The sequence below is a fragment of the Acidicapsa borealis genome, assembly GCF_059115245.1.
The window spans coordinates 2,453,832-2,478,042 of sequence record NZ_JCACNY010000001.1 but is presented as its reverse complement, the minus strand read 5'-3'; the positions used below and the strand labels follow the sequence as shown (position 1 = coordinate 2,478,042).

Annotated in this window: 18 protein-coding genes and 1 pseudogene; 3 read left to right on the top strand and 16 right to left on the bottom strand. The window is 53.0% G+C overall.

What is annotated here, in order from left to right; translation table 11 throughout:
- Window positions 1-13 precede the first annotated feature (13 nt).
- The 16 genes and pseudogenes from AC5S27_RS10280 to AC5S27_RS10205 all read right to left on the bottom strand — a co-directional run bounded on the left by AC5S27_RS10280 (window position 14) and on the right by AC5S27_RS10205 (window position 20,775).
- Window positions 14-2,161: a two-component system response regulator gene (locus tag AC5S27_RS10280; RefSeq protein WP_493934476.1), complete on the bottom strand. Its 2,148-nt coding sequence runs from the start codon at window positions 2,159-2,161 to the stop codon at window positions 14-16.
- Complete coding sequence (locus AC5S27_RS10275) at window positions 2,158-3,990, bottom strand: ATP-binding protein (RefSeq protein ID WP_493934475.1); 1,833 nt, start codon at window positions 3,988-3,990, stop codon at window positions 2,158-2,160. Before AC5S27_RS10275 ends, AC5S27_RS10280 begins: the two co-directional genes overlap by 4 nt.
- Before the next feature lie 282 nt (window positions 3,991-4,272).
- Window positions 4,273-6,240, bottom strand: a complete 1,968-nt coding sequence (locus AC5S27_RS10270; protein WP_493934474.1) for a TonB-dependent receptor plug domain-containing protein — start codon at window positions 6,238-6,240, stop codon at window positions 4,273-4,275.
- 65 nt (window positions 6,241-6,305) lie between these two features.
- Window positions 6,306-6,833, bottom strand: coding sequence for a hypothetical protein (locus AC5S27_RS10265; RefSeq protein WP_493934473.1), 528 nt, complete (start codon window positions 6,831-6,833; stop codon window positions 6,306-6,308).
- 1,391 nt (window positions 6,834-8,224) lie between these two features.
- Window positions 8,225-10,159, bottom strand: coding sequence for a beta strand repeat-containing protein (locus tag AC5S27_RS10260; RefSeq protein ID WP_493934472.1), 1,935 nt, complete (start codon window positions 10,157-10,159; stop codon window positions 8,225-8,227).
- A gap of 569 nt (window positions 10,160-10,728) precedes the next feature.
- Window positions 10,729-11,394 (bottom strand): ABC transporter ATP-binding protein, encoded by a 666-nt coding sequence (locus tag AC5S27_RS10255; protein ID WP_493934471.1) that lies wholly within the window; start codon window positions 11,392-11,394, stop codon window positions 10,729-10,731.
- Window positions 11,395-12,256: 862 nt separating this feature from the next.
- The gene (locus AC5S27_RS10250; RefSeq protein WP_493937298.1) at window positions 12,257-12,607 is read right to left on the bottom strand and encodes a DUF192 domain-containing protein; all 351 of its coding nucleotides are present in this window, start codon (window positions 12,605-12,607) and stop codon (window positions 12,257-12,259) included.
- 238 nt (window positions 12,608-12,845) lie between these two features.
- Window positions 12,846-13,745 carry a type II secretion system F family protein gene (locus tag AC5S27_RS10245; RefSeq protein ID WP_493934470.1) on the bottom strand — a complete coding sequence of 300 codons (900 nt, stop codon included), beginning with the start codon at window positions 13,743-13,745 and terminating at the stop codon, window positions 12,846-12,848.
- A gap of 6 nt (window positions 13,746-13,751) precedes the next feature.
- Entirely contained in the window at window positions 13,752-14,729 is a 978-nt protein-coding gene (locus AC5S27_RS10240) for a type II secretion system F family protein (protein WP_493934469.1), read from the bottom strand.
- Window positions 14,730-14,740: 11 nt separating this feature from the next.
- Window positions 14,741-16,087, bottom strand: coding sequence for a TadA family conjugal transfer-associated ATPase (locus AC5S27_RS10235; RefSeq protein ID WP_493934468.1), 1,347 nt, complete (start codon window positions 16,085-16,087; stop codon window positions 14,741-14,743).
- 39 nt (window positions 16,088-16,126) lie between these two features.
- The gene (locus AC5S27_RS10230) at window positions 16,127-17,350 is read right to left on the bottom strand and encodes a CpaE/TadZ family protein (protein WP_493934467.1); all 1,224 of its coding nucleotides are present in this window, start codon (window positions 17,348-17,350) and stop codon (window positions 16,127-16,129) included.
- Window positions 17,347-18,801, bottom strand: a complete 1,455-nt coding sequence (locus tag AC5S27_RS10225) for a type II and III secretion system protein family protein (protein ID WP_493934466.1) — start codon at window positions 18,799-18,801, stop codon at window positions 17,347-17,349. Before AC5S27_RS10225 ends, AC5S27_RS10230 begins: the two co-directional genes overlap by 4 nt.
- 34 nt (window positions 18,802-18,835) lie before the next feature.
- A complete protein-coding gene (gene cpaB, locus AC5S27_RS10220; protein WP_493934465.1) occupies window positions 18,836-19,654 on the bottom strand; it encodes a Flp pilus assembly protein CpaB in 819 nt (272 codons plus the stop codon).
- Between the two features lie 4 nt (window positions 19,655-19,658).
- A complete protein-coding gene (locus tag AC5S27_RS10215; protein WP_493937360.1) occupies window positions 19,659-19,865 on the bottom strand; it encodes a hypothetical protein in 207 nt (68 codons plus the stop codon).
- Window positions 19,866-19,868: 3 nt separating this feature from the next.
- Window positions 19,869-20,156, bottom strand: a pseudogene (locus tag AC5S27_RS10210) (prepilin peptidase); the annotation flags it as partial.
- Between the two features lie 436 nt (window positions 20,157-20,592).
- Window positions 20,593-20,775: a Flp family type IVb pilin gene (locus tag AC5S27_RS10205; protein WP_493934464.1), complete on the bottom strand. Its 183-nt coding sequence runs from the start codon at window positions 20,773-20,775 to the stop codon at window positions 20,593-20,595.
- 544 nt (window positions 20,776-21,319) lie between these two features.
- On the opposite strand from AC5S27_RS10205, the gene AC5S27_RS10200 reads away from it, so the two are divergent.
- The 3 genes from AC5S27_RS10200 (at window position 21,320) to AC5S27_RS10190 (ending at window position 24,209) form a co-directional block, all read left to right on the top strand.
- The gene (locus AC5S27_RS10200) at window positions 21,320-21,877 is read left to right on the top strand and encodes a TadE/TadG family type IV pilus assembly protein (RefSeq protein ID WP_493934463.1); all 558 of its coding nucleotides are present in this window, start codon (window positions 21,320-21,322) and stop codon (window positions 21,875-21,877) included.
- Window positions 21,874-22,389: a TadE/TadG family type IV pilus assembly protein gene (locus tag AC5S27_RS10195; protein WP_493934462.1), complete on the top strand. Its 516-nt coding sequence runs from the start codon at window positions 21,874-21,876 to the stop codon at window positions 22,387-22,389. The genes AC5S27_RS10200 and AC5S27_RS10195 overlap by 4 nt, the downstream gene beginning before the upstream one ends.
- Window positions 22,390-22,475: 86 nt before the next feature.
- Window positions 22,476-24,209, top strand: a complete 1,734-nt coding sequence (locus AC5S27_RS10190; RefSeq protein WP_493934461.1) for a pilus assembly protein TadG-related protein — start codon at window positions 22,476-22,478, stop codon at window positions 24,207-24,209.
- Window positions 24,210-24,211: the final 2 nt, after the last annotated feature.

Below are 24,211 nucleotides of genomic sequence, written 5' to 3'. Positions count from 1 at the left end.
TTAGACCACAGTCTCAGGCCACATCACCGATTGATCGGGTCTCTGCTATGGCCTTCAAGGTAGGCTTTCCGGATCGTAACATCGCGGAGCAATCCTGTGCCGATAGAGGTGGACTGTAGATGAAACCTTGAATCTCATCGCACTTCTTCAGGTCGAGATAATCGAGTTGCTGGGTAGTCTCGACTCCTTCAGCTATCGTGGCGAATCCGAGGTTTCGCGCCAGGTCGATAATGCTCGTGACCACCGCCTCTGCGGGGGCGACCATAGGGATATCGCGCATGAAGGACTGATCAATCTTGAGCCGGTCAAGGGGGAACCTCCTCAGATACGAGAGGGACGACCAGCCAGTTCCAAAATCGTCCAGCGAAAGGCGCACCCCCTGGAGCTTGAGTTTCTTCATGATATTGACTGCGGTTTCGGAATCATCCAGGGTCAATGTCTCGGTAAGTTCCAGTTCTAACCACTTGGCTTCTAGTCCACTGGCGTGGAGCGCCTCTTGAACGATATGCACCAAATCGCCCCTATAAAACTGTTGGGCCGAAACGTTCACTGCCATCCATACTGGCGCAAGTCCTTCTTTCTGCCACGCGACATTCTGTGCGCATGCTGTATGCAGGACCCAGGTCCCGATCTCGACCATCGTGCCCATCTGCTCCAGGAGAGGAATGAATTCCACCGGACTTATCATGCCTTGCGTTGGATGATTCCAACGCATGAGTGCTTCCACTCCGGTGATCGCCCCCGACTTGGTCGACACCTGTGGCTGGTAGTAAAGGACAAACTCTCCGCGAGCGCTGGCTTGGCGCAGATCGTTCATCAGTGAGATTCTCCTCTGGGTCGATCGGTCAAGCTCCGGCGTGAAGAATCGATAGCTGCCGCGCAGATTCGACTTGGCAGCATACATTGCCATGTCTGCAACCCGTAACAGAACGCCCGGGTTCTCACCATCGTCTGGGTACTTGGCGATACCAATGCTGCCAGTGACCACTAGCTCATGGCCTTCAATTCGAAATGGTTCGTGCAATGCCGCCAGCAGCTTTTGAACGACTTCTTCAATCTCCGGGTCGCCCGATACCTGCTGGAGTGCAATCACAAACTCATCTCCGCCCACGCGCGCGACGGTATCACTGTCTCGCAGGCAGCCCTTCAAACGTCTCGCGAGCGCCTCCAGCAGCCCATCGCCGATTTGGTGTCCCAGCGAATCGTTAATATCCTTGAAATGATCGAGGTCGAGCATCAGTACGGCGACGCGTTTGTTGTTGCGGCATGCCAGTGCAATCGACTGAATGAGACGATCCTTCAGAAGAGTCCGATTCGGCAGTCCGGTAAGTCCATCATGCAGGGCCATAAAGGTAATGCGCGCCTGATCCCGGATTCGACTTGTAATGTTGCGTATGTTGCATTGCACCATCCTGCAGTCATCCACGTCATAGGCACTTGCCACAAACTGAACATCCACGATCGATGAGTTTTGGGCTGTAAGAGGCCAGTGATCAAAGGAAACACTATCCTGATTTTGTAGCTCTACGAGTGCGGTCTTGCAGTCTTGAACTGCTTCGAAAGGCTGCACCTCCGTGAGCTTCCGCCCTAGATAGTGATCGGCGCTGAAACCCAGCATTTCTATCACCGAAACATTGACGTCACTAATCAGCCCGGTCTTGAAGTTGAACAAGATTATCCCGTCTTTGGCCGTTTCGAAGAGTCTGTGATAGCGGGTTTCGGATGCGTGCAACTCTGCGTTCTGCGATGCAAGTAGCTCATGTGCGGCCCGCAAAGACAGGTGTGTGTTGATACGAGCCAACAGTTCTTCGAGCTGGAAAGGCTTGCTGACATAGTCGACAGCACCAGCTGCAAAGGCTTTTACCTTGTCGCTTGTATCGGTGAGTGCGGTCATGAAGATCACCGGGATCTCCCGGGTGCTCTCGATTTTCTTCAGGCGGCGGCATGTTTCAAAGCCATCAATGCCCGGCATCATCACGTCAAGCAGAATCAGGTCGGGAAGCACTAACTGTGCTCTCTGCAGGCCCTCTTCTCCGTCCTGTGCCACCAACACGGTGAAGCCTTTGCCCTCAAGATAGTCGACCGCAACTCCCAGATTGGCAGGGGTATCGTCTACGATCAATATCGTGCGTGGCCGAACGACGGGGGTGAGATTTGTCATGATTTATTCACTGGGTCCGCCTGTTTCTGGGTTCCTTGCATCTCCACCAGACGAAGAAGAGCCTTGGATTGATAGGCCAGTGTCATCTGGATGATCTTGTCAGCAAATGGCCGATATTTCGCGTCAAGTGCGATGAATTGATCGGCCTTTTCCCGCGCCGCTCGCATGTTGCCCGTCATGGCTGCTTCCCGTAAAGACGCCATCTGCGCTGCATCCGGTACAACAAAACGCTCTACAACATCCGCGGCGGGAGGGAGGGGCTTCCTCTTCTCTTCACGAATCCATGCCACACCGAGAATTTTCCCTACCTCGTCCAGCAGGGCGTCGATCTCAATAGGTTTCATCAGAAAGGCCTTCGCGCCTGCCGCAGTACAACTGGTTCGCTCATCGTCCGTGACTCCTGCTGAAACAGCGATCACCGGAATCATGCTCAAGTCATCCTCCTTCTGCATTCGCCGCATTGCCTCGATACCATTCATAACCGGCATACGAATGTCCATAAGCAGTAGGTCAGGCGGATCCATTCGGGCGGTCGCCAGTGCGTCCGATCCATTCGACGCCTGGCTGACATCAAAGCCCAGAATGCGAAGCGTGTCTGCCAGCATGTGCCTACTCTCGTCAGTGTCGTCCACAACCAAAACGCGCTTGCGCAATCCTGTGTAACCGGTTACGTCACCGAGCGTTTGCGACGCCATGCCTTCCGAGTCGGCCGGTGACGCGGGGATATCGAAGGAGAAACTGCTACCCTGGCCGAGTGTGCTTTCTACCTGGATTTTCCCACCCATCAGCCCCACTAACTGCCGACTGATATTCAACCCGAGTCCGGTGCCGCCGAAACGATGCCGCTCGTCTCCTACCTGTACGAATGGACGAAAGATTAACTTCAATTGGTCTGCAGACATCCCGGTACCGGTGTCCTTCACTTCAAATCGAATTCGCCTCTGCCCTCCTGTCAGAGATAAGACCTTAACGCTCATGGTGACGCGCCCCTTATCAGTAAACTTGACCGAGTTGGAAAGCAGATTTAGCAGCACCTGGCGTAGACGTTTCTCGTCAGCATTCACATTCGCTGGCACATCCGAACCAATTGTGTATGTATATTCAAGAGCTTTCTCTTCCGCTTTGATACGGATGATGTCGGAAATCCCGCGTATGAAGCCGGCTACGTTGACGGCAGTCAGCATCAGTTCAACCTTCCCGGCCTCGATCTTCGACAGATCAAGAATGTCGGTGATGAGCGTAAGCAGATGTTCGCCACTTTGCTCAATCGTGTTGGATGCGTTCGTTTGCCAAGTTGTTAAACTGTGGTCTCGCTGCAGCAATTGCGCATACCCCAGGATCGCGTTGAGAGGTGTCCTCAACTCGTGGCTCATATTCGCGAGGAACACCGACTTCGCGCGATTCGCGGCATCGGCGTTGTCTCGCGCTACGGCGAGTTCCTTCGCCTGAAGAGCCAGATTGGCTTCACTCTCTCGCAACTCCCGCTCGGCCTGGGAACGACGTTTCTCATGGAGCAGCAGGGTTCCGAGTCCTCCCGCAGCGAGAGTATTAGAGACTATCGCCGGAAGAATCGAAGAGGGTACTTCACTCATGCCCTGCGTGAGTCCTAGAACCATTACACCTCCTGCAGCCGAGACGATGCCTAGCAGTGGAAGATGGAGATATTGCAATTCCTTCTCAGGCCTGCCTGGCCGAGAGACCAACGCATAGCGAAAGCCCAGGCCCAGCAACGCTGAGGCGAGCAGGGACACAATGGCAACGTGGTCGGACTGCTGCGTCGCTGCCCAGGGCAACATTTCAACTGCTACCGAGATGACAACTCCACCCACGACTGCCATCCATCCGTCGAGCGGGCCTGCAATCGCCAGTAGGATCGTCGTGCAGCCTACAGCCGCGCCGCCCTCAAGGTGAATTGGCAACAAAAGAGCTGCCGCCGTCGCAGCACCGAATAAGACACCGGATGCAGCTCGCGGGACCGCCAAGCGTCCGTAAGAGACATAACCTGCAAGGGTTCCCACAGGCCCATACAGGATGATCGCCCCCGAGAAGATGGCCACGTTCAGGAGGAACTCGATCAGCGTGATTTGCCAGAAAAGATTCATATCGGTTCATTAGAAGTGGATAGTCATCGTACCGAGCACACGACGCTCAACTGCAGCCCCAGAATTTTGGATCTGGCTTGCATGAGCAAGGTTCTGCCCCGAGACAGACCATGTCACCCGGCTCGTCCACTTGTAGGCCACGCGGCCATCGAATGATACAAACCCGGGAATGGAGGCCAGTGTCGCCATCTGGGAACTGGCCTGCAGACCATGCGTCTGAGACTGGTAAAGGAGATAACCATCTATCTCCCATCGATTGTTTGACCAACCTAAGTTGCCCTTTACGAGATGAACGGGGGTGGTGTGCTGATAATCGAGGAAGGCCGCTGCGTTTTGCGCGGCGGGGATGAGATGGTCGTAGATCCATTCCGGACGGTAATCCACATTCCAACGGTAGCTCTTCAGGCCGACTCCTCGCAGCCCCAGTTCGAAACCCCTCGCGTCCGAGCTGCCGATGTTCCCAGGTACTACATACACCGCCTCTGGAGTGACGACTGTGGCCCCGTCCACGGAGATAAGGCTTGCACTGGCCTGTTCGAAAGCGCTGCCGCGGAAGAGGACGTGATGTCGGGGCATCCGATGGTCCCAACCAATCTCATAGTTCGTTACGGAAGAGGGATTGAGAAAGGGTGACCCCGTAACTTTGACATCCGGTGTGTCCTGCACGTAGCCGCCAGTCAGGACCAGACTCGGAAGCTCGGTGCCGCGGCCTATCATAAACCGGAGAGAATCCGCGATCCCCACCTTCCACACAAGTCCGCTGTTGAAAGTAAGTCGTGTAATCGACCGGTTCCAATCGGAGTTCTTGAACAGATAGCCTTCCGGCAACATCCCTTCACGGCCAAGCGCAAGATGATCAACACGCAGTGCGTTCGTCAGAGAGACATTGGGAGTAATTTTCCAGTCCCACATGCCGCTTCCTGAGAAGACGTCATAGTGAACGGTGCCGCCCGCAAACGGGGTAGTATTCTCGGTGTTGTGCCGATATTCAACTGCTGCGCGGAGCGTGTGATACGGTCCCGTCTGGAAGACTTCCTCGAGTTGAACAACTGTCACCCGGTTTTTGGGCCGGAACGGCTGGTCGAGAGAACCCGGGACGCCTATGGCTCTCAGCCAGTTCGTGTACGCCGTACCCCGGAGAAGTCCTATTCGGCTCTCCGCCGTCACTTGTCCTCGGATGGATGAGACGGTATACCGCAAATCATGCAACTGATAACCGGGGATCATCTCATTGTATTGAGCGAACGACTGACTGCCTTCAAAACTCAAATCCATCTTGTGATTGATGCGAATAGCTGCGTTGATATCGACTACTCCGCGATACTGTCCCTTCCGTGGTTCAAGCTCGGCGGACGGTGGGATCGGTGTCGAAAAATCACTGTTATAGTCACCACCAGCGGATACCCGCACTCCTACTCTGTCCCCGAATTGAGTCGTGGTAACAATCGAACCTCCGCCCAGATCCTGACTTCCGCCTGTCACTGTCGACGCGTTGACCTTGTCGTAGAGTGGGTTATAGGTGATGATGTTGATCACTCCGCCTGCCGCGTTGAACCCGAATAGCGCGCTGTTGGGACCCTTGATTACTTCAATTTGTCGAATTGCTTCCAGTTCGACCGGCACCGTACTCCATGGGACATAACCATAGGTATCCGCATAAACCTGACGTCCGTCCAGCAAGACGAGCAGCCGGGAAGAATAGGCTTGATCATATCCTCGAACGCTTACGTCGATATTGTCATTGCCCCACTCCAGGGTATCGACACCTCCAACCTGACGAAGCACACCCGGTATATCCTTCGCGCCTGAACGACGAATATCTTCTGCCGTAATAATGACCATCGTCGCAGGAGCATCACTAACCCGTTGGGGCGAGCCAGTTGCGCTAGTCGTCACCGGTTCTTTGAACAATTGCTCAAGCGCGCCGTAGTCGACAGACTGGCTATGAAGCAACGGAGTCAGGCATACCAGAAGCACGGCTACTCCCGCACCTGATACTGTCGCCGATCTCTGGCTGCGGATCGTATATGTACCTATTTTATTCATCTGCGTTTCACCACCATGACAAAGACCAGCGAGAAGCGCGCTCCGACTGCGCTCGCCAACGACGTGTTCAGTGAAATCTCGACCTGCTGACCTGTGCGGACCAGGAGCACACAACAACGCGTGTCCATGCACGCTGGATCGGCCGAAATACTTACCGCGTGAAGACGACCCATCGCACTCAGTATCCGTTCGGGGTGCATCGAAACTCCGGGCGCCAGAAGCATTACGTCCAGCCGTCCTTGAAACCTATCGAGATCGCTGGGAGATAACACGATGGGTTGAAGTATTCGTGAGCTCGGGCCGCGCATCACTCCGAGCGTCTTTGCAATATCCTGGGCCGCAGCTGCGGAACCAGCGACTTCGGGAGCATAGATAACCCCAACGACGATTGCCCCTTCGGCCGGGAGGGACTCAAGAAAATTCAGTGTCCGTACCGCTGCCTGAAGATTGTCGGCTGATACTTGATCGAGAGCATCCGCAGACCGCACGAGGACGAGGATCGCGACAAAGACCACGAGCCTCAAGGCCGAAACACTCGTACTATGCCGAAGCCACTTCATAAGGAGTGCAGAAATCGCGCGATGTCCTGTCAGTGCCATGGGTTGCATAACGTAAGAGGCGTCGCCAACGCTCTTGTTCTCGTCGAACGAGAAATCGTTGACTCATCAGAGGTCCAAACGCAGATTATGCGAAGCTTTCGCGCACTGCAGTGTAACGTTTGAGTTCAAATTGCTGATAGACATCCAATTGGCTCTACTCCTCTTGGAAGAGCCCTAAGTCATGTTGCTCTCCGCAACTTCTTACCCTGAATGACCCGAGACACTCTGGCCATAGTCATGGCGGAAGTAGTGGGAACTGCAATGAGGACCATTCATGTTTCCCTGTTTCTGTCAGGATTCTGAGGCTTACTCTTGCGTCTCTTGCTGATAGGGAAACTACCCCCGGCTTCTGCATCTGCGATAACGCTTGACCAAGACTGACGTTACCGAGACGGATAGTCTGTATGCTTTTGCACAAGCTACAATACCCTGCTGTAATCGTTACGCCTTGTTGATGGATAGGTTATCGCTGTCGCTCTGAAACGGAATATGTCACAGATACAGAGCAGAGATATTCCCCGCCCAGCAGAGGCTAGCATCCAGAAAGCGCACGTATTGCGAATTCGGGGTGAGACTCCGGACGAAGCAATGTCAGACGATACAGAGCGAGTGCAGTGGCCATTATCTTCAATGTGATGTCCTTAGATATTCTCGTCTCAGCGATATAGAGCGACACTGAAAGACACCGGGAGGCAAAGGAGCGTTACCAAACAATCACTCACGTTTGCATCCGTCCGAGATCTTCTCTGGAAATCGACAATGACGCTCCCAGCCCCGCGCTGCTGTCTGCATGCGAGCCTAGATAGAACTGTCAAAACACCAGCAAGAGCTAATCCCTGGACGTCTTCGTCGCCTCTTTCGGTATTGCTCCATGCCAAGGAAGAGCCGGCGTCGTTTCCCCATCCTCGCCAGTCGTGTTTTCTATGGGTATATCCCTCTTTGTGGTGTTGAGTGATGCGGATGCAGTTGAACCAATACTGGCTTCGCACTTCGGTCTTTTTCTCGATTCAGTTATGTGAGTCTCCAATTTCTGCAAATGATTGCCATATCCATTGCCCGTGATCCTGAAGGGGACAACTAAGTCAAGTCTGCGGTGCTGTACGCCGAAGTTGCAATTAACCGCTTTGCGTCTTCGGCACCCGTCGGCTCCAGCATTATCGAACTCTCCCTTACACCTAAAACGGAGAAGAGCGCTATAGGCGCACTAAAGAAATATGTCTCCCCGCAATGCTAAAGCCTGTAATCTCACAATCAGCTGGGGTCTCGCCGCTTGGGGCTATACCCCAAGTCTAAGATGCAGAACTGGGTACACCGCGTCAGTTGAAAATAGCTCCTACTGCTTCGTTATTTCCCATGGTGACGGTGCAATAGTTCGGACCATTGTGATTGATTGAAGCATTCGGGATGCAGTTTGAGGAGAAGCCGCCGAAGCTGCGAGTGGCTCCCTGTGTTGCCTTGACGATAACCAAGGAACCGATGGGATAGGTTCCGACACATACGTTGCCGCCATCGGCTCCGGTTCCCGGGCCGCAATGGATCTCGTCTGCCACGCCGGTCGCTGACGGCGACGATACAGTCCAGTCCGTAGTATCGATTCCAGCACTGTAGATCGTGAGAGTTGCGAGTTGCGGAGGTGTTTTGTCTCCATCCAGATCTTGAAAGGTTGCAACACCGGTGACGATGGCACCATCCTCGTTTGAGCTTGAGTCGACGGCAAGTATTGTTGTAATACCCCCGCTGTTGGCGGTGGCCAACCCGGCAGAGTTGATGGTAGCGACCTTAACGTCGCTGGACCGCCAGCTCACGATACTGGTGATATCCCTAACCAGTGGGTCTGAAGAGAAGGTTCCGAAGGCGATGTATTGCCCAGTTTCGCGGTCCGTAGCGACAGGTTGGTTCGTAGGCAACACTGAAATCGACAGCAGGTTCGCTTTTGCCGACCCAGCAACAGCGGTGTAGGTTGCGGTTGCCTGCACAATGGTGGAATCGGGATTGGTGTAAGTGGCGGTGATCGTCGTTGTGCCAGCGCTAAGAGCGAGGGCCAGGCCTGGGGTGCCATTACCGGAGGTGCCGATCGTGGCAATAGCGGTGTTGCTTGAGGTCCACGCAACCTCGGTCGATGCCGTGACATTTTGCAGCAGGCCGGCGCTATTTGTCCCGATGGCGATGAACTGGCCGGTTTGATTGAGCGCTGCGGATGTCTGTGAACTGGGAGAGAGAGTCAATGCCGAAATTGGTTCGGTCGTGCCACCGATTACAGTGAAGTTAGCCACGCCATAGACCAGTGTGCCGTCAGGATTGGATGTGATGGCCGAGATGACGGCCGAACCCTGACCTGTGGCGCTCACCAAGCCGGGCGTCGTGCCGGTCAGACCAGGACTGCCCACGGTGGCAACTGACGTGTTGCTGGATATCCACATCGTCGGATAAGTCGTGTTGTTGCTTGTCAGATTCTGCGTGGTTGGCACAGTGGAGAATGTTCCGATCGCGAGTAGCTGGCTGGTTTGCCCTGGAGAAGCGACTGACTGGGAGCTTGGCAGAACTTGAACTGCAAGCAGAGGCTCCTGTACAGCTGACGTGGATACCGTAAACGTGGCGCTTGCCGTCACGACTGTGCCGTCAGGATTCTTAGCAATTGCCGAAATCGTCGTTGCCCCAGGACCGGCAGCCGTCGCGAGCCCCGTGGCTGCGTTGATGGTCGCCGCCGAGGGATTGCTGGAACTCCAAACAGCTGGCTGAATAACTGCTCCGTTGATGGTTACCGTCCTGTTTGTCAGGTCAACCGTAGTTCCCGAGCCAGTTGTGGCGAAAGCTGTAAATTGGGCAGTTTGATTGACCGCGGATGCCGAGGATGAGGCAGGAGTTATTGCCAGCGAGACCAATGACTCGATTGCCGTGGTTGAGGTGACCGTCAATGTGGCGCTGCCGATCAGTGTGCCGCCGAATCCATTGGTGGTCGCCGAAATCGTCGTTGTGCCTGCCGTCAGAGCAGTCGCTAGTCCGGTGGCGCTGACGGTTGCGATGCTGGGAGCGCTGGAGGCCCATGTCACGGTGTTGGTAATGTTGACGGTCTTGGTAGGGTGACCAGTGTGAGTCTCGATTCCACTAGCGGTGTATTGCACCGTGCTGCCACCCGCGATCGACTGGCTTGCTGGCGTTACTACCACCGAATCCACATCTCCGCCGCCGGCACAACCAACAAGCATAAGAGCGACCAGCATTGACACCAGCCATCCGAAACGAATCGACATACGGAACAGTCCAAACGCTGCTGGCCAGTTAGCTTGCATACATGCACAATTCAGCAGAAGTACGTGGCAACTAGAGAATCTACATTGGTGATTGCTCATGTCCGGTCTCTATTGACCGTCGACTCAGGATTAGTAAAATTACCCCTTAGCAGGTACCCCCTAATCGATCGCGGAATGGCGATGCTTTGGCGCCTTTCTGGTCAGGTGACTTTACTGCTGGGGAACTACACGACTGTCGCGAACTGTTGAGCTTCGCCATCATCATCTGAATGCCTCAACTCCCACAGCTACAAACTCGACCGTCGTTGCCGCCTAAGACTAAAGCTCGCAGCCGGCTAACTCTTGTTCGGTGTCGCATGATGTGACGTATAGATGCATTCTGACTGTCCCGTTGCATACTTCCCGACGGACTACTCCAGAAAGGACATGATGAAGCGATCCTTTGATCGAACTAAGTCGAGGGTTGAGCCGTCAAAGACAATTTTCCTCTCATTGAGCACGAGAAACGTTGTACTCATGTTTGCCTCGTTGTCTGGCAGCTTGACCAGCTTCTCTGTCTTCCCCTCGAACTAATGAGTTGCACAAGTAAATGCGTCTATTAGGCGTTCAGTCACCAAAAGGCAACTGGAGCCGTGCACGTCTCTTTGCTTGATGACGAGTTCGATAATCATTTCCGACGTGACGGGATCAAGTCCACCCGTTGGTGAGTCGTACAGAAGTAACTCAGGATTGCCTATCAGGGCTCGAGCCACCGCCACCCGACGTTGCATACCCCCAGATAGTTCTGGGGGAAACGTGTCAGTCGTTCCGTCAACACCGACGAAGCGCAACACCTCGAGAACTCGGCTGTCTATTTCATCTTTGGCGACGTGGTTCTCTTCTAGCTGATACGCTACGTTATCGCGAACGGATAGTGAATCGAACAAGGCGCCTTCCTGAAATACCATCCCGATGTCTTGCCGGAGTGCGAATAAATCCTCTTCATTGACACAGTTAAGGTCATGGCCAAATACATGAACACTACCTTCATCGGGCTTGAGAAGTCCATCCGCGAGCTTCATGATGAGGCTCTTGCCGGCTCCATTACGCCCCAATAGAATGCGAGTTTCGCCCCCACTGACCTTGAACGAGATATTATCCAAGATGACCCGGTCTTGATCTGCGAAAGATACACCGCAGAATTCAAGGAGTGGTTCGTTTGGGTGATCTCTCTGCCAACGGTGTTCATCAGCCATCTCACGCATCCTAACAGTCATCCACAATCGGTTTGTAGCTCATGAGGGCAATTGCTCTCACGAGCGAATAACTTAGATGTGTCTGGTTGCTCCCCAACTGCCGGGAACGAACGACGACGAGAGCTTTTACGCTGCCCCAACTGTAGAGCGAGCAAGGGGCTCATAATGCGTTTCGAGTGCGCTGGCTTCGTCATGCAGACAACACGAATTGAATGGTGTTGTCGAGATCACAGCTTTCGCACGTGCTAAGGCTTCGGGAGTACCATGCAAGACCAGCACGAACTTTTCTGTCTTAAAAGCAGACTCATACTCGATATCCGATCCCCGGTGGTGTAGTAGCCCACAACATGCTCTTCGACGGACTCGCCTCTAGCTCAATCGAGAGACTTTGCGTATCGGCTCCGGCTTGCTGAAGGTCTTTTACAGCATCCTCCGCGTGATCGTGCGTATCGTATAGGGCAATCACCGAATTGGTCTTGAACACTCTGTAGCCTCCGATTCCGAGCTTTGAGTCTTCCACCTTGCTGATGCAATCATCTGAGCACTGCGACACAGACCGTGTGGATTGGTGTACAGGCAATCATCCTGCGTAGATGGTCCGTCCCCGCACACTTTGTCGTCCGCACTCCCGACAGTCTGGATGACACGCATGTTGTCCCTTTGCTGTGTGCGGGCATCATAGACTTTCGCAGCCTGCGTGTGGCTGGAGTGCTACCTGAGGAGCGGACTGGGCTGTTCGGCTGAGGAAGTTCTGCCAGCCTGTTGATTGCCATCATGCAATTATGGGATTGTGAAGTGTATGTGGTAGCGTGAGGTGATTCGCACCGGCAGTTGTCCGCTATATCCCGGCCAAACTAATTCATCATGGTCCTTTGATTATCTCTATCTGGTCGCCGACTGCAATCTTGCACCTGCCAGCTTCTCCCGCCGGCAACTCCAACATAGAATGAATCCTAAAACTCAGGGTTGTCATTCGAAATGGGGGTAAGCTCTTCCATACCTTGACTACCTGCAACTGTCTGTTCAGCGCAACGACATCAATTGCGAATCGCATGCCAAAGGTATGAATGCCGGATGAGGGCCTGATCAAAAGCCCACATCCGGAGCCTAGCGTTTTCCTTCCTGTCAAACCTAGAAGGCGAGACAAAGAAGTGTCCGCCAGAGCGATTTTTCTGCCAATGATACATTCCTTCGTTTTGTTCCAGAGGATCATCGTGGTGGTCACATATCAACCTTTGTTTTGAAGACTTCCGATTGATATCTACGCTGCGTTTTTTGCTTTTCTGCGATAAATCACATACGCGAGGACGAGCACGGCTAGAATACCCGCGACCACTCGAACTACTGTTGTCGAATCCATGTTTTTTCTCCTTTCCCTTCAATCTCGACTACAAACCTCTTTGCGTAACGGGTACCGTCACGAACACCTGGGGTACGGGCGGAAACTGATCTTACTTAAATGCCTGCATATTTTTCGAAATACTTAGAATTGCTGGTGCAAGCAGAACAATGAAAATACAAGGAAAAATGAACAGGACAAGTGGAAAGAGAATCTTAATTTTCGTCTTGGCAGCCATCTCTTCAGAGCGCTGTCTCCTCTTCATGCGAAGCTCATCGGCAAATCGGCTCAGTGCTCTGACGATTGGCGTACCAAAACGATCAGCCTGTGTGAGCATTGTCACAAAGAGCGAAAACTCAGCAACCTCTGTTCTCGTAGCGGCGCTCTTCCACGCCTCCAGTCTTGGCTTACCAGCGAGTTGCTCCAAGTTGATTTGCTTGAACTCCTGATTGATCTCAGGATGACTGATGGTGAGCTCCTGTCCAACTCTCAGCATCGCCTGGTCGAGACCAAGTCCGGCTTCAACACAGATGACGAGCAAATCGAGCGCGTCGGGGAGTCCATTCCTGATCTTTGTTCGCCGCTTTTTCACTCTCATGCCTAACCACATATCTGGAAGAAGATAGAAAACCGCGCCAAGAGAGAGCGCCCAAAAAATCGTATTTGAGCGGATGAACGTTCCGAGACCAACTCCCACAATTGGGACGAGAAAGCGGGCAGCGAAGTACAGATTGACGCTGCGCATGCTCTTCAGTCCGGCACCGGATAGACGGCCTCTGAGTTTCTCATTCTCAACAAGTCCAAACTTGCTTTGGAGGTTGGACGCTATAGAAATGACGAGATCCTTCCACCGTTCCTTGGCGCTGATTCGGCGTTGATCGGGGCGTGTGCTCTGTACCATTTCAAGGATGCGCCGGGCAGACGGCGAAGGGGCCAGAAGTACCGGTGCCAGCAACAAGGCAAGCACCAGGAATACAGTGAGTGTCGCGGCGATGTAGAGCAGCACGGTCATAGCTGTTTAGACCTCGATTCCATTGACAATACGATGAATGACGAACGCCCCAAAGGCCAGCATTCCTAGACTGACGTAGATCAACTTGTGACCTATCGGTTCCGTGAGCAGGATGCTCGAATAGCCAGGGTTAACAAGATTGATCAGTATGAGCATCACGACCGGAAGAGCGGTGAGGATCCATCCAGTCAGTCTTCCCTGAGCCGTCTGGACCTGAATCTCGCCTTGGATGCGCAGTCGCTCGCGAATGACAAATACCGTTCGATCTAGAATCTCTGCAAGGTTGCCGCCGGTGTCCTTCTGTACCAGGATCGCGGTGACCAACACGCGTAAGTCGAGCGAGGGAAAACGATCCAGTAGCTGCATGAGGGCGTCACGAAGAGGAAGACCCAGATTCTGCTGCCTGAAGATTTCGCGAAACTCTGTGCCCGCCGGTTCCTGCGCATTCTGAGAAATCATTTCAATGGCTCCAACCATTGAGTAACCGGCACGCAACGCACGGGCCAGCATATCAATGGTGTCAGCGAGTACCGCATTGAAGGCTTTGATTCTTCTCGATCGCTTGAACGAAAGGATCCAATAGGGTAGGAAGCCGAATGCAAACGCTGCTGCCATATCGACGAGTGCGACTGGTATGAAGAACCACGTGACAGCATACGCAACAAGCGAGAGGCCGAGGCTGCAAAGTATAAGTGTGCTTACGGTTGTAGCGCTGTTGGCCTGCATGATGCGGAGTTTGAGATTCTTTCCCAGTTTGAATTGCAGGACAATATCATCGAGCCAGGCAAAACTGCCTGCACCTCTTTGCTTGAGAAGAAATTGAGCAGATCCGGGGTCAAGTGTTGTTCCCTCCCCCATGGATGCGTGGATGAGCTCCATGCGGATATCCACGGTCTTTTCGATCGTAGATCTGCGAGTCATCGCGATGATCAGCACGAAGGTGACCAGCAGGATTGAACTAAAGCCGAGTATAAGTAGAGCCATTGATTTCACTCCTAGACTTCTACCGAGTAATCGAACAGGCCAGCCTGAACAGGTATGCCGGCGGCGAGAAGCTTCTCATTCAATTTTGGGACAATTCCCGTTGCGCGAAAGCGGCCTTTGACTTTTCCATTTGGGCCGAGACCTTCCTTTTCGAAGACAAAGATGTCTTGCATGCTGATGACATCACTGAAGGCTCCGGTAAGTTCAGTGATAAAAGTGATACGACGGGACCCATCGCTCATGCGGGCAATCTGGACAATGAGTTGAACTGCAGAAGCGATCTGCGCACGGATCGCTTCATCAGGCAGACGCACGTCGCTCATCATGGACATGGTTTCCATACGAGACAACGCATCGCGTGGTGTGTTCGCGTGAACTGTTGTGATTGATCCATCATGGCCGGTGTTCATGGCTTGCAGCATATCGAGGCATTCCTCCCCACGCACCTCACCCACGATGATGCGGTCGGGGCGCATGCGGAGCGCGTTCATGACAAGTTCTCGTTGACGTACCGCGCCTTTGCCTTCAACGTTTGGTGGGCGACATTCAAGACGAACGACGTGGTCCTGTTTCAGTTGCAGCTCGGCTGAATCTTCAATGGTGATAATTCGCTCCTCGGGAGAGATGAATCCGGAGAGCACATTCAGCAGCGTAGTTTTGCCAGCGCCTGTACCACCCGATACGATGATGTTGAGCCGTGCTTTAATACAGCCTTTGAGCATCTCCATCATTGGCCTGGTCAGCGCCTTATTTCGTAGCAGATCTTCGGCTACGAGCGGCTTGGCGCCAAACTTGCGGATTGATAAAATTGGACCATCCACAGCAAGGGGGGGGATGATTACGTTGACTCTTGAGCCATCCTTGAGACGAGCATCAACCATCGGTGAAGACTCATCCACACGGCGACCAACTGCTGAAACGATCTTGTCAATAATCTGCATGAGGTGCTGGTTATCCTGAAAGACGATGGCCGTCTTCTCTAATAAGCCATGCCTCTCCACATAGACGGAGTTATAGGTGTTGACGAGAATATCGTTGACACTTGCATCCTGGAGCAAAGGCTCGAGGGGTCCCAACCCAAAGACTTCATCGAGAACCTCCTGCGCAAGACGATCGCGTTCGGTGGAAGACAGCGGGATATTCTGTTCATCAATCATCTGAAGGATCACGGCGAGCAGTTGTTGCTGCGACGCACGGTTCTCATGCATCTGGCTGATCTTCTCCAGATCCAGTCGCTTGATCAGTTCCTGATGAACTGCGGACTTTATTTCCTGTTGAAGCTTCTCTGCTACGGGCCTCGTTAGCCTCACAATAGGAGGAACAATTCGCGCACTTTCGTTAAAAGTCGAATTAGCCATGGAAAGAAACCTCGGTATCACGGTGAAGTAAATTTGCCATTACCAAAGGGCGAACCACTTCTTGGGTTGCACTGGAGTCACGGGACTATTGGCTCCCACTAATCCCGTAGCCCATTTCATCATCTGTTTCGTAAAGTCAGATTTCTTTTCTGAACTTACAGGCTCTCCTGTATTGATTGCCCTTACCAGTTCGAAGTAGTCATTCGGAATCTTGAACGCGATAGGGAGACGCACTGCTTTTTCTATCTGTTCGATGGTAACGGCCTCGCTGGATGAGTAGCGGTTGATTACAACTTGCAACTTGTCCGTGGCGTGTTCGTTTTGAATAAGCCCATCGACATACCGCGAAAGATCGCGAATCGCACCGATTTCGGGAGTCGCAATGAGATAAACCCAATTCGAGAGATCGATGATGGCAAGGTTGATGTCGTCGAAAGATGCTTCGCAGTCGATCAGTACAAACTCATACTGGCTACTGAGGAACTCCAGAGTTTGTTCTACTGCCTCTGTATCCGTATTTTTTTCCCCACCGTATACATCAGGTGATGAGAGTATGTCGAGGCCACTTGGATGGGTAACGATGAATCCCCGCAACAACTCTTGGTCCAGGCGACTGACGTTGGATACTAGGTCATGAAAGGCATGATGGGTTCCGTCTAGTCCAAGGTAGAGAGCGACATGTCCGAGCTGCGCATGGTTGTCGATCAGTAGCACTTTTTTCTTGAAGTCCTTCACCAGAAACATGGCCAAGTGGACTGTAAGTGTAGTAGTTCCCACTCCACCCTTTGCTCCAAAGAAAGAGAGCACCTTTCCGGCATTGAGCGTATGGGCACTGATGGCAGACCATCGACGTTGGAGTCGGGATAAAGTCTCTTTGAATTCTCCTTCGTTGAATGGCTTTCCGAGGAACTCGCTACAGCCAGCGCGCATAGCTTGAAGCAGCAGGTCAGGGTCGGTGGCGGAGGAGATTGCAATGATCGCGATCTTGTGGAAGAAGCTACTACGCAAGAATTCTGTAGTCTTGAGAGCGAGTGCGTGATCCTGGTCGAAATCCACCAACGCAATGCAAGCTTGTGCATCGATCACTTTCTGATTGAAGTATGGACGCTTATCAGTGGAGAAGTAGCTTTCGAAATCTGCCTGTACAAGTGTCCACGGCATCTCCGCTGCTCCTGCTCGAATGCTTTCCAACATTTCTTTGTCTATCTTTACAGTTACCAAGGCGACTCGAAGGTTGTCTGGATTGCTCAAGTTGTCATTCATGGCTTACCACCCGACCCGGTTGGGGGTGTAGACGATGTTTTTTGCTTTGGCGTTGACTTGTCGAACTCTCCATTGTCGAGAAGGGGTACAGGAAAGACGGGAAGGGTGGGCTCCGTAGTGTCGGTAAGCGGGTCGACGAGAGTGGGCGTGACGAGTACTACCAACTCGACGGTTGTCAGGGTTGTATTCTTTGAGCGGAACAGTTTGCCGAGAATGGGTATGTCTCCAAAACCTGGCATCTTGTTGAAGAGGTCGATGGTGCGATGGTCAAGCAGACCAGAGATGACAAAGCTCTGTCCATCTCGCAACTCGACCTGCGTCTCAGCGCGACGCGTCGAGATTGCAGGGATCGTATAGCCAGAGATAGTTACAGCGCTGGCATAGTCCAGGGCGCTTACTTCAGGTGCGACTTTGAGTTGAATCGTCCCGTCGGGGTTGACGATGGGCGTAAATTCGAGCTTTACGCCATAGGGGCGAAACTGGATGGTAATAGACGCAAGTCCACCAGAGGAAGCCTGAACTACTGGAAAGGGAAATTCACCACCAGAGAGAAAAGAGGCTTTCTGTCCACTCACGGTTGTGATCGTCGGTTCAGCGAGAATTTGCGCTACCTGCTTATTCTGCAGATCCTGAAGAATGAGACCAATATTCACACTCGAACTGTAGAGCAACAGATTCAGTGGATTGGTCACTGTGAGCGTGGGTGGATTCACACTTCCAGGGGTCGTCGTGGTTGTGGAAGTCCCAACGGCAGGAAATTGACCGGTCTGGACGGCCGATGTATTTTTGCCCTGACTGAAGAAGTTGATGCCGAAGGATTCGATCTTCGAGCGATCAATCTCAATCATCCGCACCTTGAGTCTTACCTGGCGAGGATGCAGTGGTTGCACAACCACTGAGTTAACAACTGTTTTCCCGTATAGGGCGGCGAGCTTTGCGGCTAATTCCGACGAAGCATCATTGGAAGCTCTCCCCGTAAGCGTAATGCGATCCTGCTGGGTGTAGACATGGATATTGTCTCTGGGAAGCGCATCCCTGATCTCGTTCGTCAGGTTGGTGACGTCGATGTCAGAAGAAACCGCGTATACCTCAGACTCGCCGATGTCATCCCAGAGAATAAGGCTGCTGATGCCGGGTGCTTTGGCGGTAATGACAATCTGCGTGGGGCTGGAAGTAAATGAGTCGAGCACAAGGGGATCGCTCACGTAGACGCGCTTCAAACGTGATTTCGTTGTGATAAACATCGAGCGCCCGACGAGCAAGTGTAAAGGGTGGCTCTGATCCTCAGGGTGGCTTGCGAGGGCGGTGGTTGCGTCTGGTGGAAGCGTCACGCGTGCCGCATCCGGCGTCGCTGGGGCTGGCTCTGAAGGGACTTGACTGGGCGCGGCCCCAGCTTGTGCGGCAAGAAGACAGACGAAGGTGGCGGCGAACATTGCGCAACCTCTGCTCATCGACACGTCTCTTGCGAAGTTCAACATGGAACCCTCACTTGAATGACTTGGTAACGCGCTTATCGCCGAGGTAGGTCTCTACTTCGTAGGACTTCGGCTGCTTAGTACTCCTATTACTTGGACCCACGCTACTGGTAGGCGACGGAGGAGCATTTCCAGCGAGTTGACTCAGTCCAACCGGTGCCCTCAAGACCTGTTCACGATCTGCACCGTTTCTCAATACGAAGTACATACCGCCGAGACTGGTAGCCAAAACGATCTTCTCGGCATCTTCAGGCTTAAGCAAAAGAGTGACAACATTGACCGTGACCGGCTTGCCGGCAGGATCGGGATGGATCTGCTGCCCCGCAGCAAGTACGACTACGTCCTGTAGCACGGTCGCAGTATGAGGTTCAGCAGAAGAATCGGAACGATACGTCATCAAAACATCAACATGGGTTCCCGGCAGTAGAAAGCCGGCGACGCCAACAACTTCATCCGATCGTACCGAAATGGCTCTCATACCTTCCGGGATGTTGGCTGAAAGCCCCGAACCAGATCCCGCAGCAGATAACTGTCTTTCAATGATGAATTCGCCTTTTGCTAAAGGGTAGAGGACCGCCCTACCGACTACATCGGTCGTCTTGGTGAATCCTTCTGTAAGTGCAGAGGATCCGTACCAGTCAATTAATTGAAGGCTCTCCGGCTTGAGTATTTCTCCCGCTTCAAGTGGTTTTGCCGCAGCGACGTAAAACTTTGACTGCGGAGTATTGACACGCGCCGCTTTGGCGACGCGCCTGCTCAGAAAATAGGTAAATAGTCCGGAAACCAACAGCGCTATGACCAGAGCTGTTACCAAGCGTTTTGTGGTCATCGCTTCACCCTCTCACAATCAGAAGGCAGAGTGTTACCGCGCTTCCCACGGCGATGGCTAGAGCATAGGGTAGGCGCAAGGTCTCTTCGTTGCCCAAGTTGAGCCTGGGATGCTGTGCAAAGCCATTGGTGCCGTGGTGTCCTACCAGCGAGACGACATTGCGTACTGTCTCTCTGAGGCGGTGATGATAGAGCGCGAGGAGCAGTGCCATCACTCCTCCCGATAGGGCTGTCCAAATCAAGAGAGAGCCTGAGAGTGAGAGTCCTGAGATGCAGCCTGCTGCAGTGATCAGCTTGACATCTCCGGCACCCATACCGCCGCTGAGATAGAACACTAGAAAGATAACGCCGCACAGGAGGCCTCCCAAAGTGGCAACCGCCAGTTGTTGCCAGCCACCCAATAAGCTATGAAGAAGCAGACCGAATAAAATTGCAGGCATCGTAAGGAGATTGGGAATTCGGTGCCTGGTAACATCGTAAATCGCACCAATTCCAGCGCACAACAGAGTGCAAGTAGCGTAGGTGAGGTCGGTCGTAAGCGCTATCAACGCGCATTTCCACTTCTAGATTCTGCGCAAACAGAGTGAAGCATCTGATTCCCCTAGTTAGACTGCTTGTCCTGTGAAGGTGCCATCATCATACGGCGCTGGCTATCCTATCGCCCATACGTGTTAAAACAAAAGCGATACTCGACGCACATTCTTTAATCGCAGCCAGGCCTACCAAGGATATGAACGCGAGAATCAGCGCATATTCCACAATGTCCTGCCCGGACTCATCCTCCCTGAAGTTACATAAGAATTGTGTGAGGCGTTTCGTTGTACTCTCCATGACGTTGGCCTTAAGACGCAACATACGAGGGGGTGTAAGTTCCCGAGATTGTGTCGCTGCCCTAGGGGGCTCATGAACAGCCCCCGGCAACCACATCGGTTCCCTCATTTATATTGCGTTCGATAATTTGGTACCAACGCTGGTAAATGCACCGGAAATGGCCGTCGCGAGAGTGGTCATTGTGGCGACCGCACCCAAAGCAATGATCGCTGCGACGAGCGCATATTCAATAAGATCCTGTCCCGACTCATCGTTAACTAGATTGGAAATCGTAATCTTCAGAAACTTCATTGTCATTCTCCTTTAGAGTGCCCTTACTGATTGCACTACCGAGAGCAGAGCAATCTATTCAGGCTCCGCTACCTGAATACTGCGCGGCGTAGAATCAAATGTCAATTGCGCATCGCGCCCAGAATGTCTAGTAGATGCCGCCTATGATTAGGTGGCGAAGATAGGGGTTAAATAAATAGGTAAGTAATAGAGATAGTTGTGACGACTTAAGAGCAAAACAGACCTAAAGAGACGTCGTCAGCTCCATACAAAAAATAAATTTAAGTTGGCCGATACGCCTACTCGCCTATCCCCGAAGAAACCTTGCACCTTGAAATGCTCCTGATCGATATTCGCATAGAAAAGGTATTCAATATAGGTGGTAACGCTGAAACCGGCAATGCTTTTGGACGAGGATATTACAGAATAATCTGAATAACTGAGAAAGTGAGCAATAGCGACCGATAAGTGATGAGGAATGTGATTAAAGATAGCGACGACATGTTCCAAGTGACTCCCGTTCTAGGTGGAGCGCTCCGAATGACGTGTCGGGCTGAGGCTAACAATGTCCAGATTGTATAGATTTTACTTCGAACTTCTCGGCGACTCAAGCCACGGTCTACTTGCGTCTACACGTGGACAGAGCCTCATAGAGGTGGCCCTGATGGTGCCAATCTTTACGATCCTTGTTTGTTACACCGTGGATTTCGGATACTTCTTTATGGTCGCTACTTCGCTGACCTCTTCGGCACGCGACTCAACTGAGTATGCGGTCCAGGGTTCGTCATCACCGGCACAAGGCGCACAGCCAGGCGCCGCTGCTGTTGCGACTCAGGCGATTGCCGGTATCGGTCTTTCCGGAGCTTCAACAGGTTCTGTCTCAGTGCGCGTGTGTTCGAGCTCCGTCGGTACCGACCTCCCAGCAAATACCGCACAGTGTGCGACCCCAAGTTCAGGCGCTGGGGAGATTTCCGGCACCCCTGATGTCGATCCTGAGTCTCCCATCTTTCAATTAAACCGTGTCGATGTGGTTTTTAAAGTAAGTGCACTCGTTCCAATTCCAATGACCATATTCCCCACGCAAACCTTTCATCGCACCGTTGAGATGAGGTCAATACAGTGAGCCTCCACGAGGAGGAGCGATCAAGTGAACCTGCCGGTCCTGCGAAATACATAGCCCTGAAGCAGACATGCACTGCGAGGATACGGGAATCAGAGGCCGGTCAGGCGAATTTGGAGATGATAGTGTCGCTGATGGTGCTGATGTCACTTGTGTTCTGGTTGTTCGAACTCTGTATGTTCACCTACACGTGCAGCGTACTCAACAATGCGGCACGTGAAGGCGTGCGCTATGCGATCGTGCATGGAACGGACAGTTCGGTCTGTAGTGGGCCGGATCCTTCCTGTACAGATCAGCTCCCCTATTCGAATGTGCGCGCTGTGGTGACTTCTTTTGCCTCTGTTTCTTTGCATAACATGTCCGCAATGATTGTGAGTGTGAACTACGGAAACAATACGGCAGCGGTAGGGAACCCAGTTTCAGTCGTAGTCGTTTACACCTATATTCCCTATCTAAATCTTCCCGGTCTACAGAACCGGGTAACCTTCAGTTCGCAGGGACAAATAGTTTATTAGTCAGGAGACTTGTGGCAAAACGGCCAAGGAGCGCACGTCAGGTACCTCACAGGAAGTTCAGGGCTGGCGAATCAGGCCAGGCCTCTGTGTTGCTAATTGTCATTCTGGGTACGTTTCTACTTGCTTCGCTGGGTTTCGCTGTGGATCTGGGCAGCATGTGGTTTCATCGGCAAGCCGCGCAATCGGCTGCGGATGCCGCCTGTGTGGCGGGGGCTATGGATATGCTCTATCTGCATAACGGCAGAATTACTACAAGTCCTGGCTTTACGTCCGGTACTGCTGGGGACTGCAGTTCCTCTTCGACCGCAGCGATATGTAAGTACGCTGGGTTCAATGGCTATACCGCGAGTGCATCTGCCAGCGGTTGGGGTTCGGGTACAGCGGCAGGCGCAATCGCGGTGAACTGGAGTTTTCCTACCTCGGTGACTGGCGCAAAGGCATCGCCTGGCATCACCTACCCATATCTAACTGTTATTGTTCGTGAGAAAGCTGCCACCTGGTTCATCGGATTGGTTGGGATACGGTCGATGTCAGTGGGAGCGTCCTGTACATGTGGACTACCGCCGGGCGCTGGCGCACCGCCCATTGTGGTACTAGATCCAACGACTGATGGGGCTCTTGCATTCACCGGTGGAGTCCATGTAGTGATCACAGGCGGCCCAGCGATCAGTATGGTTGTAAATTCCTCTTCGATGAATGCTGTCACATGCAACGGCGGAAATGGATATTCGATTGATACAACTACGGCTGGGCCTTCGGGAAATGGCGGTCAACTGGCTATCGTGGGAGGTCCGACGATTAACCCATACTGCGGCGCAGCAACAACATTGAAAGACCCTGCAAGTAATCTATGGAAGAGTGCTGCGGGGGCAATTCCAGACCCGTACAGCTATGTGCCTGTGCCAGCCCGACCCGGTGCACCTCAGCTTCTGACAGTCAGCCCGATCGGAGACACTACGGGTTGTATTCAAAACGCGGTCAATTCGAGTTCGAACGGATGCGCAAGGAAAGATGCGACGTACGGCTTGATCAGTGGCATCTGGGTTGGGCCCGGGACAGATAGCTGCCCGCAGACAGCGACGTTAACCAATCAGCAGCACTACATGGGTCAGGACCCTGGCACTTATGCCCTCTATTACGGCAACTGCCTTGAGTTCAGCCCAGGCTACTATCCCAGCGGCATTGACGTCACCAACCTCGCGGGTGACGCAAACGACGTGTCGATCTTTCGCCCGGGCGTCTATTTCCTGAATGGCAACCTGACTGTATCAGGCTCGTCCACGATTCGCAACGCTTGGATTGGAACTCAACCGTCGACTCAGGGAGTATTCTTCTATTTCCTGACCGGTGGACCCGTATTCTCAGGCGGCTCCGGCCATGCCAATAGTCTCATCAGTGCCGTGCCGACTTACTACCTCAATTGCCTGAGTTCCGCCACTCCAAGTGGGATGCCTGCGTCACTCGGAGGGAATGTGCTGGCTTCTCAATGTACGGAGGGAGGATCGTATGTCGGCTCCCCGAGCTCAGATAGCTTCTCTTCTGCAGGGCTTCGAGGCCTCCTGTTTTTCACCGACCACTCAAATGTGTATAACAACACGTTGATGGATGCCGGCTCCTCGCTGAACTTCAGTGGAGCGTTGTATTTTCATAGCAATGGCTTTGCCGATTCGGTGACATTGAGCGGCGCAGGCAATTCCGCTACATACGCAAGTGGAAATATTGTCGTCGATCAGTTGACTTTCAACGCGGCAGGAACGATCCAGATGGGGCTGACGGGGATTTCGCTTCCGGGGGCCCCCACCGTTGGAATACTGCAGTAGCA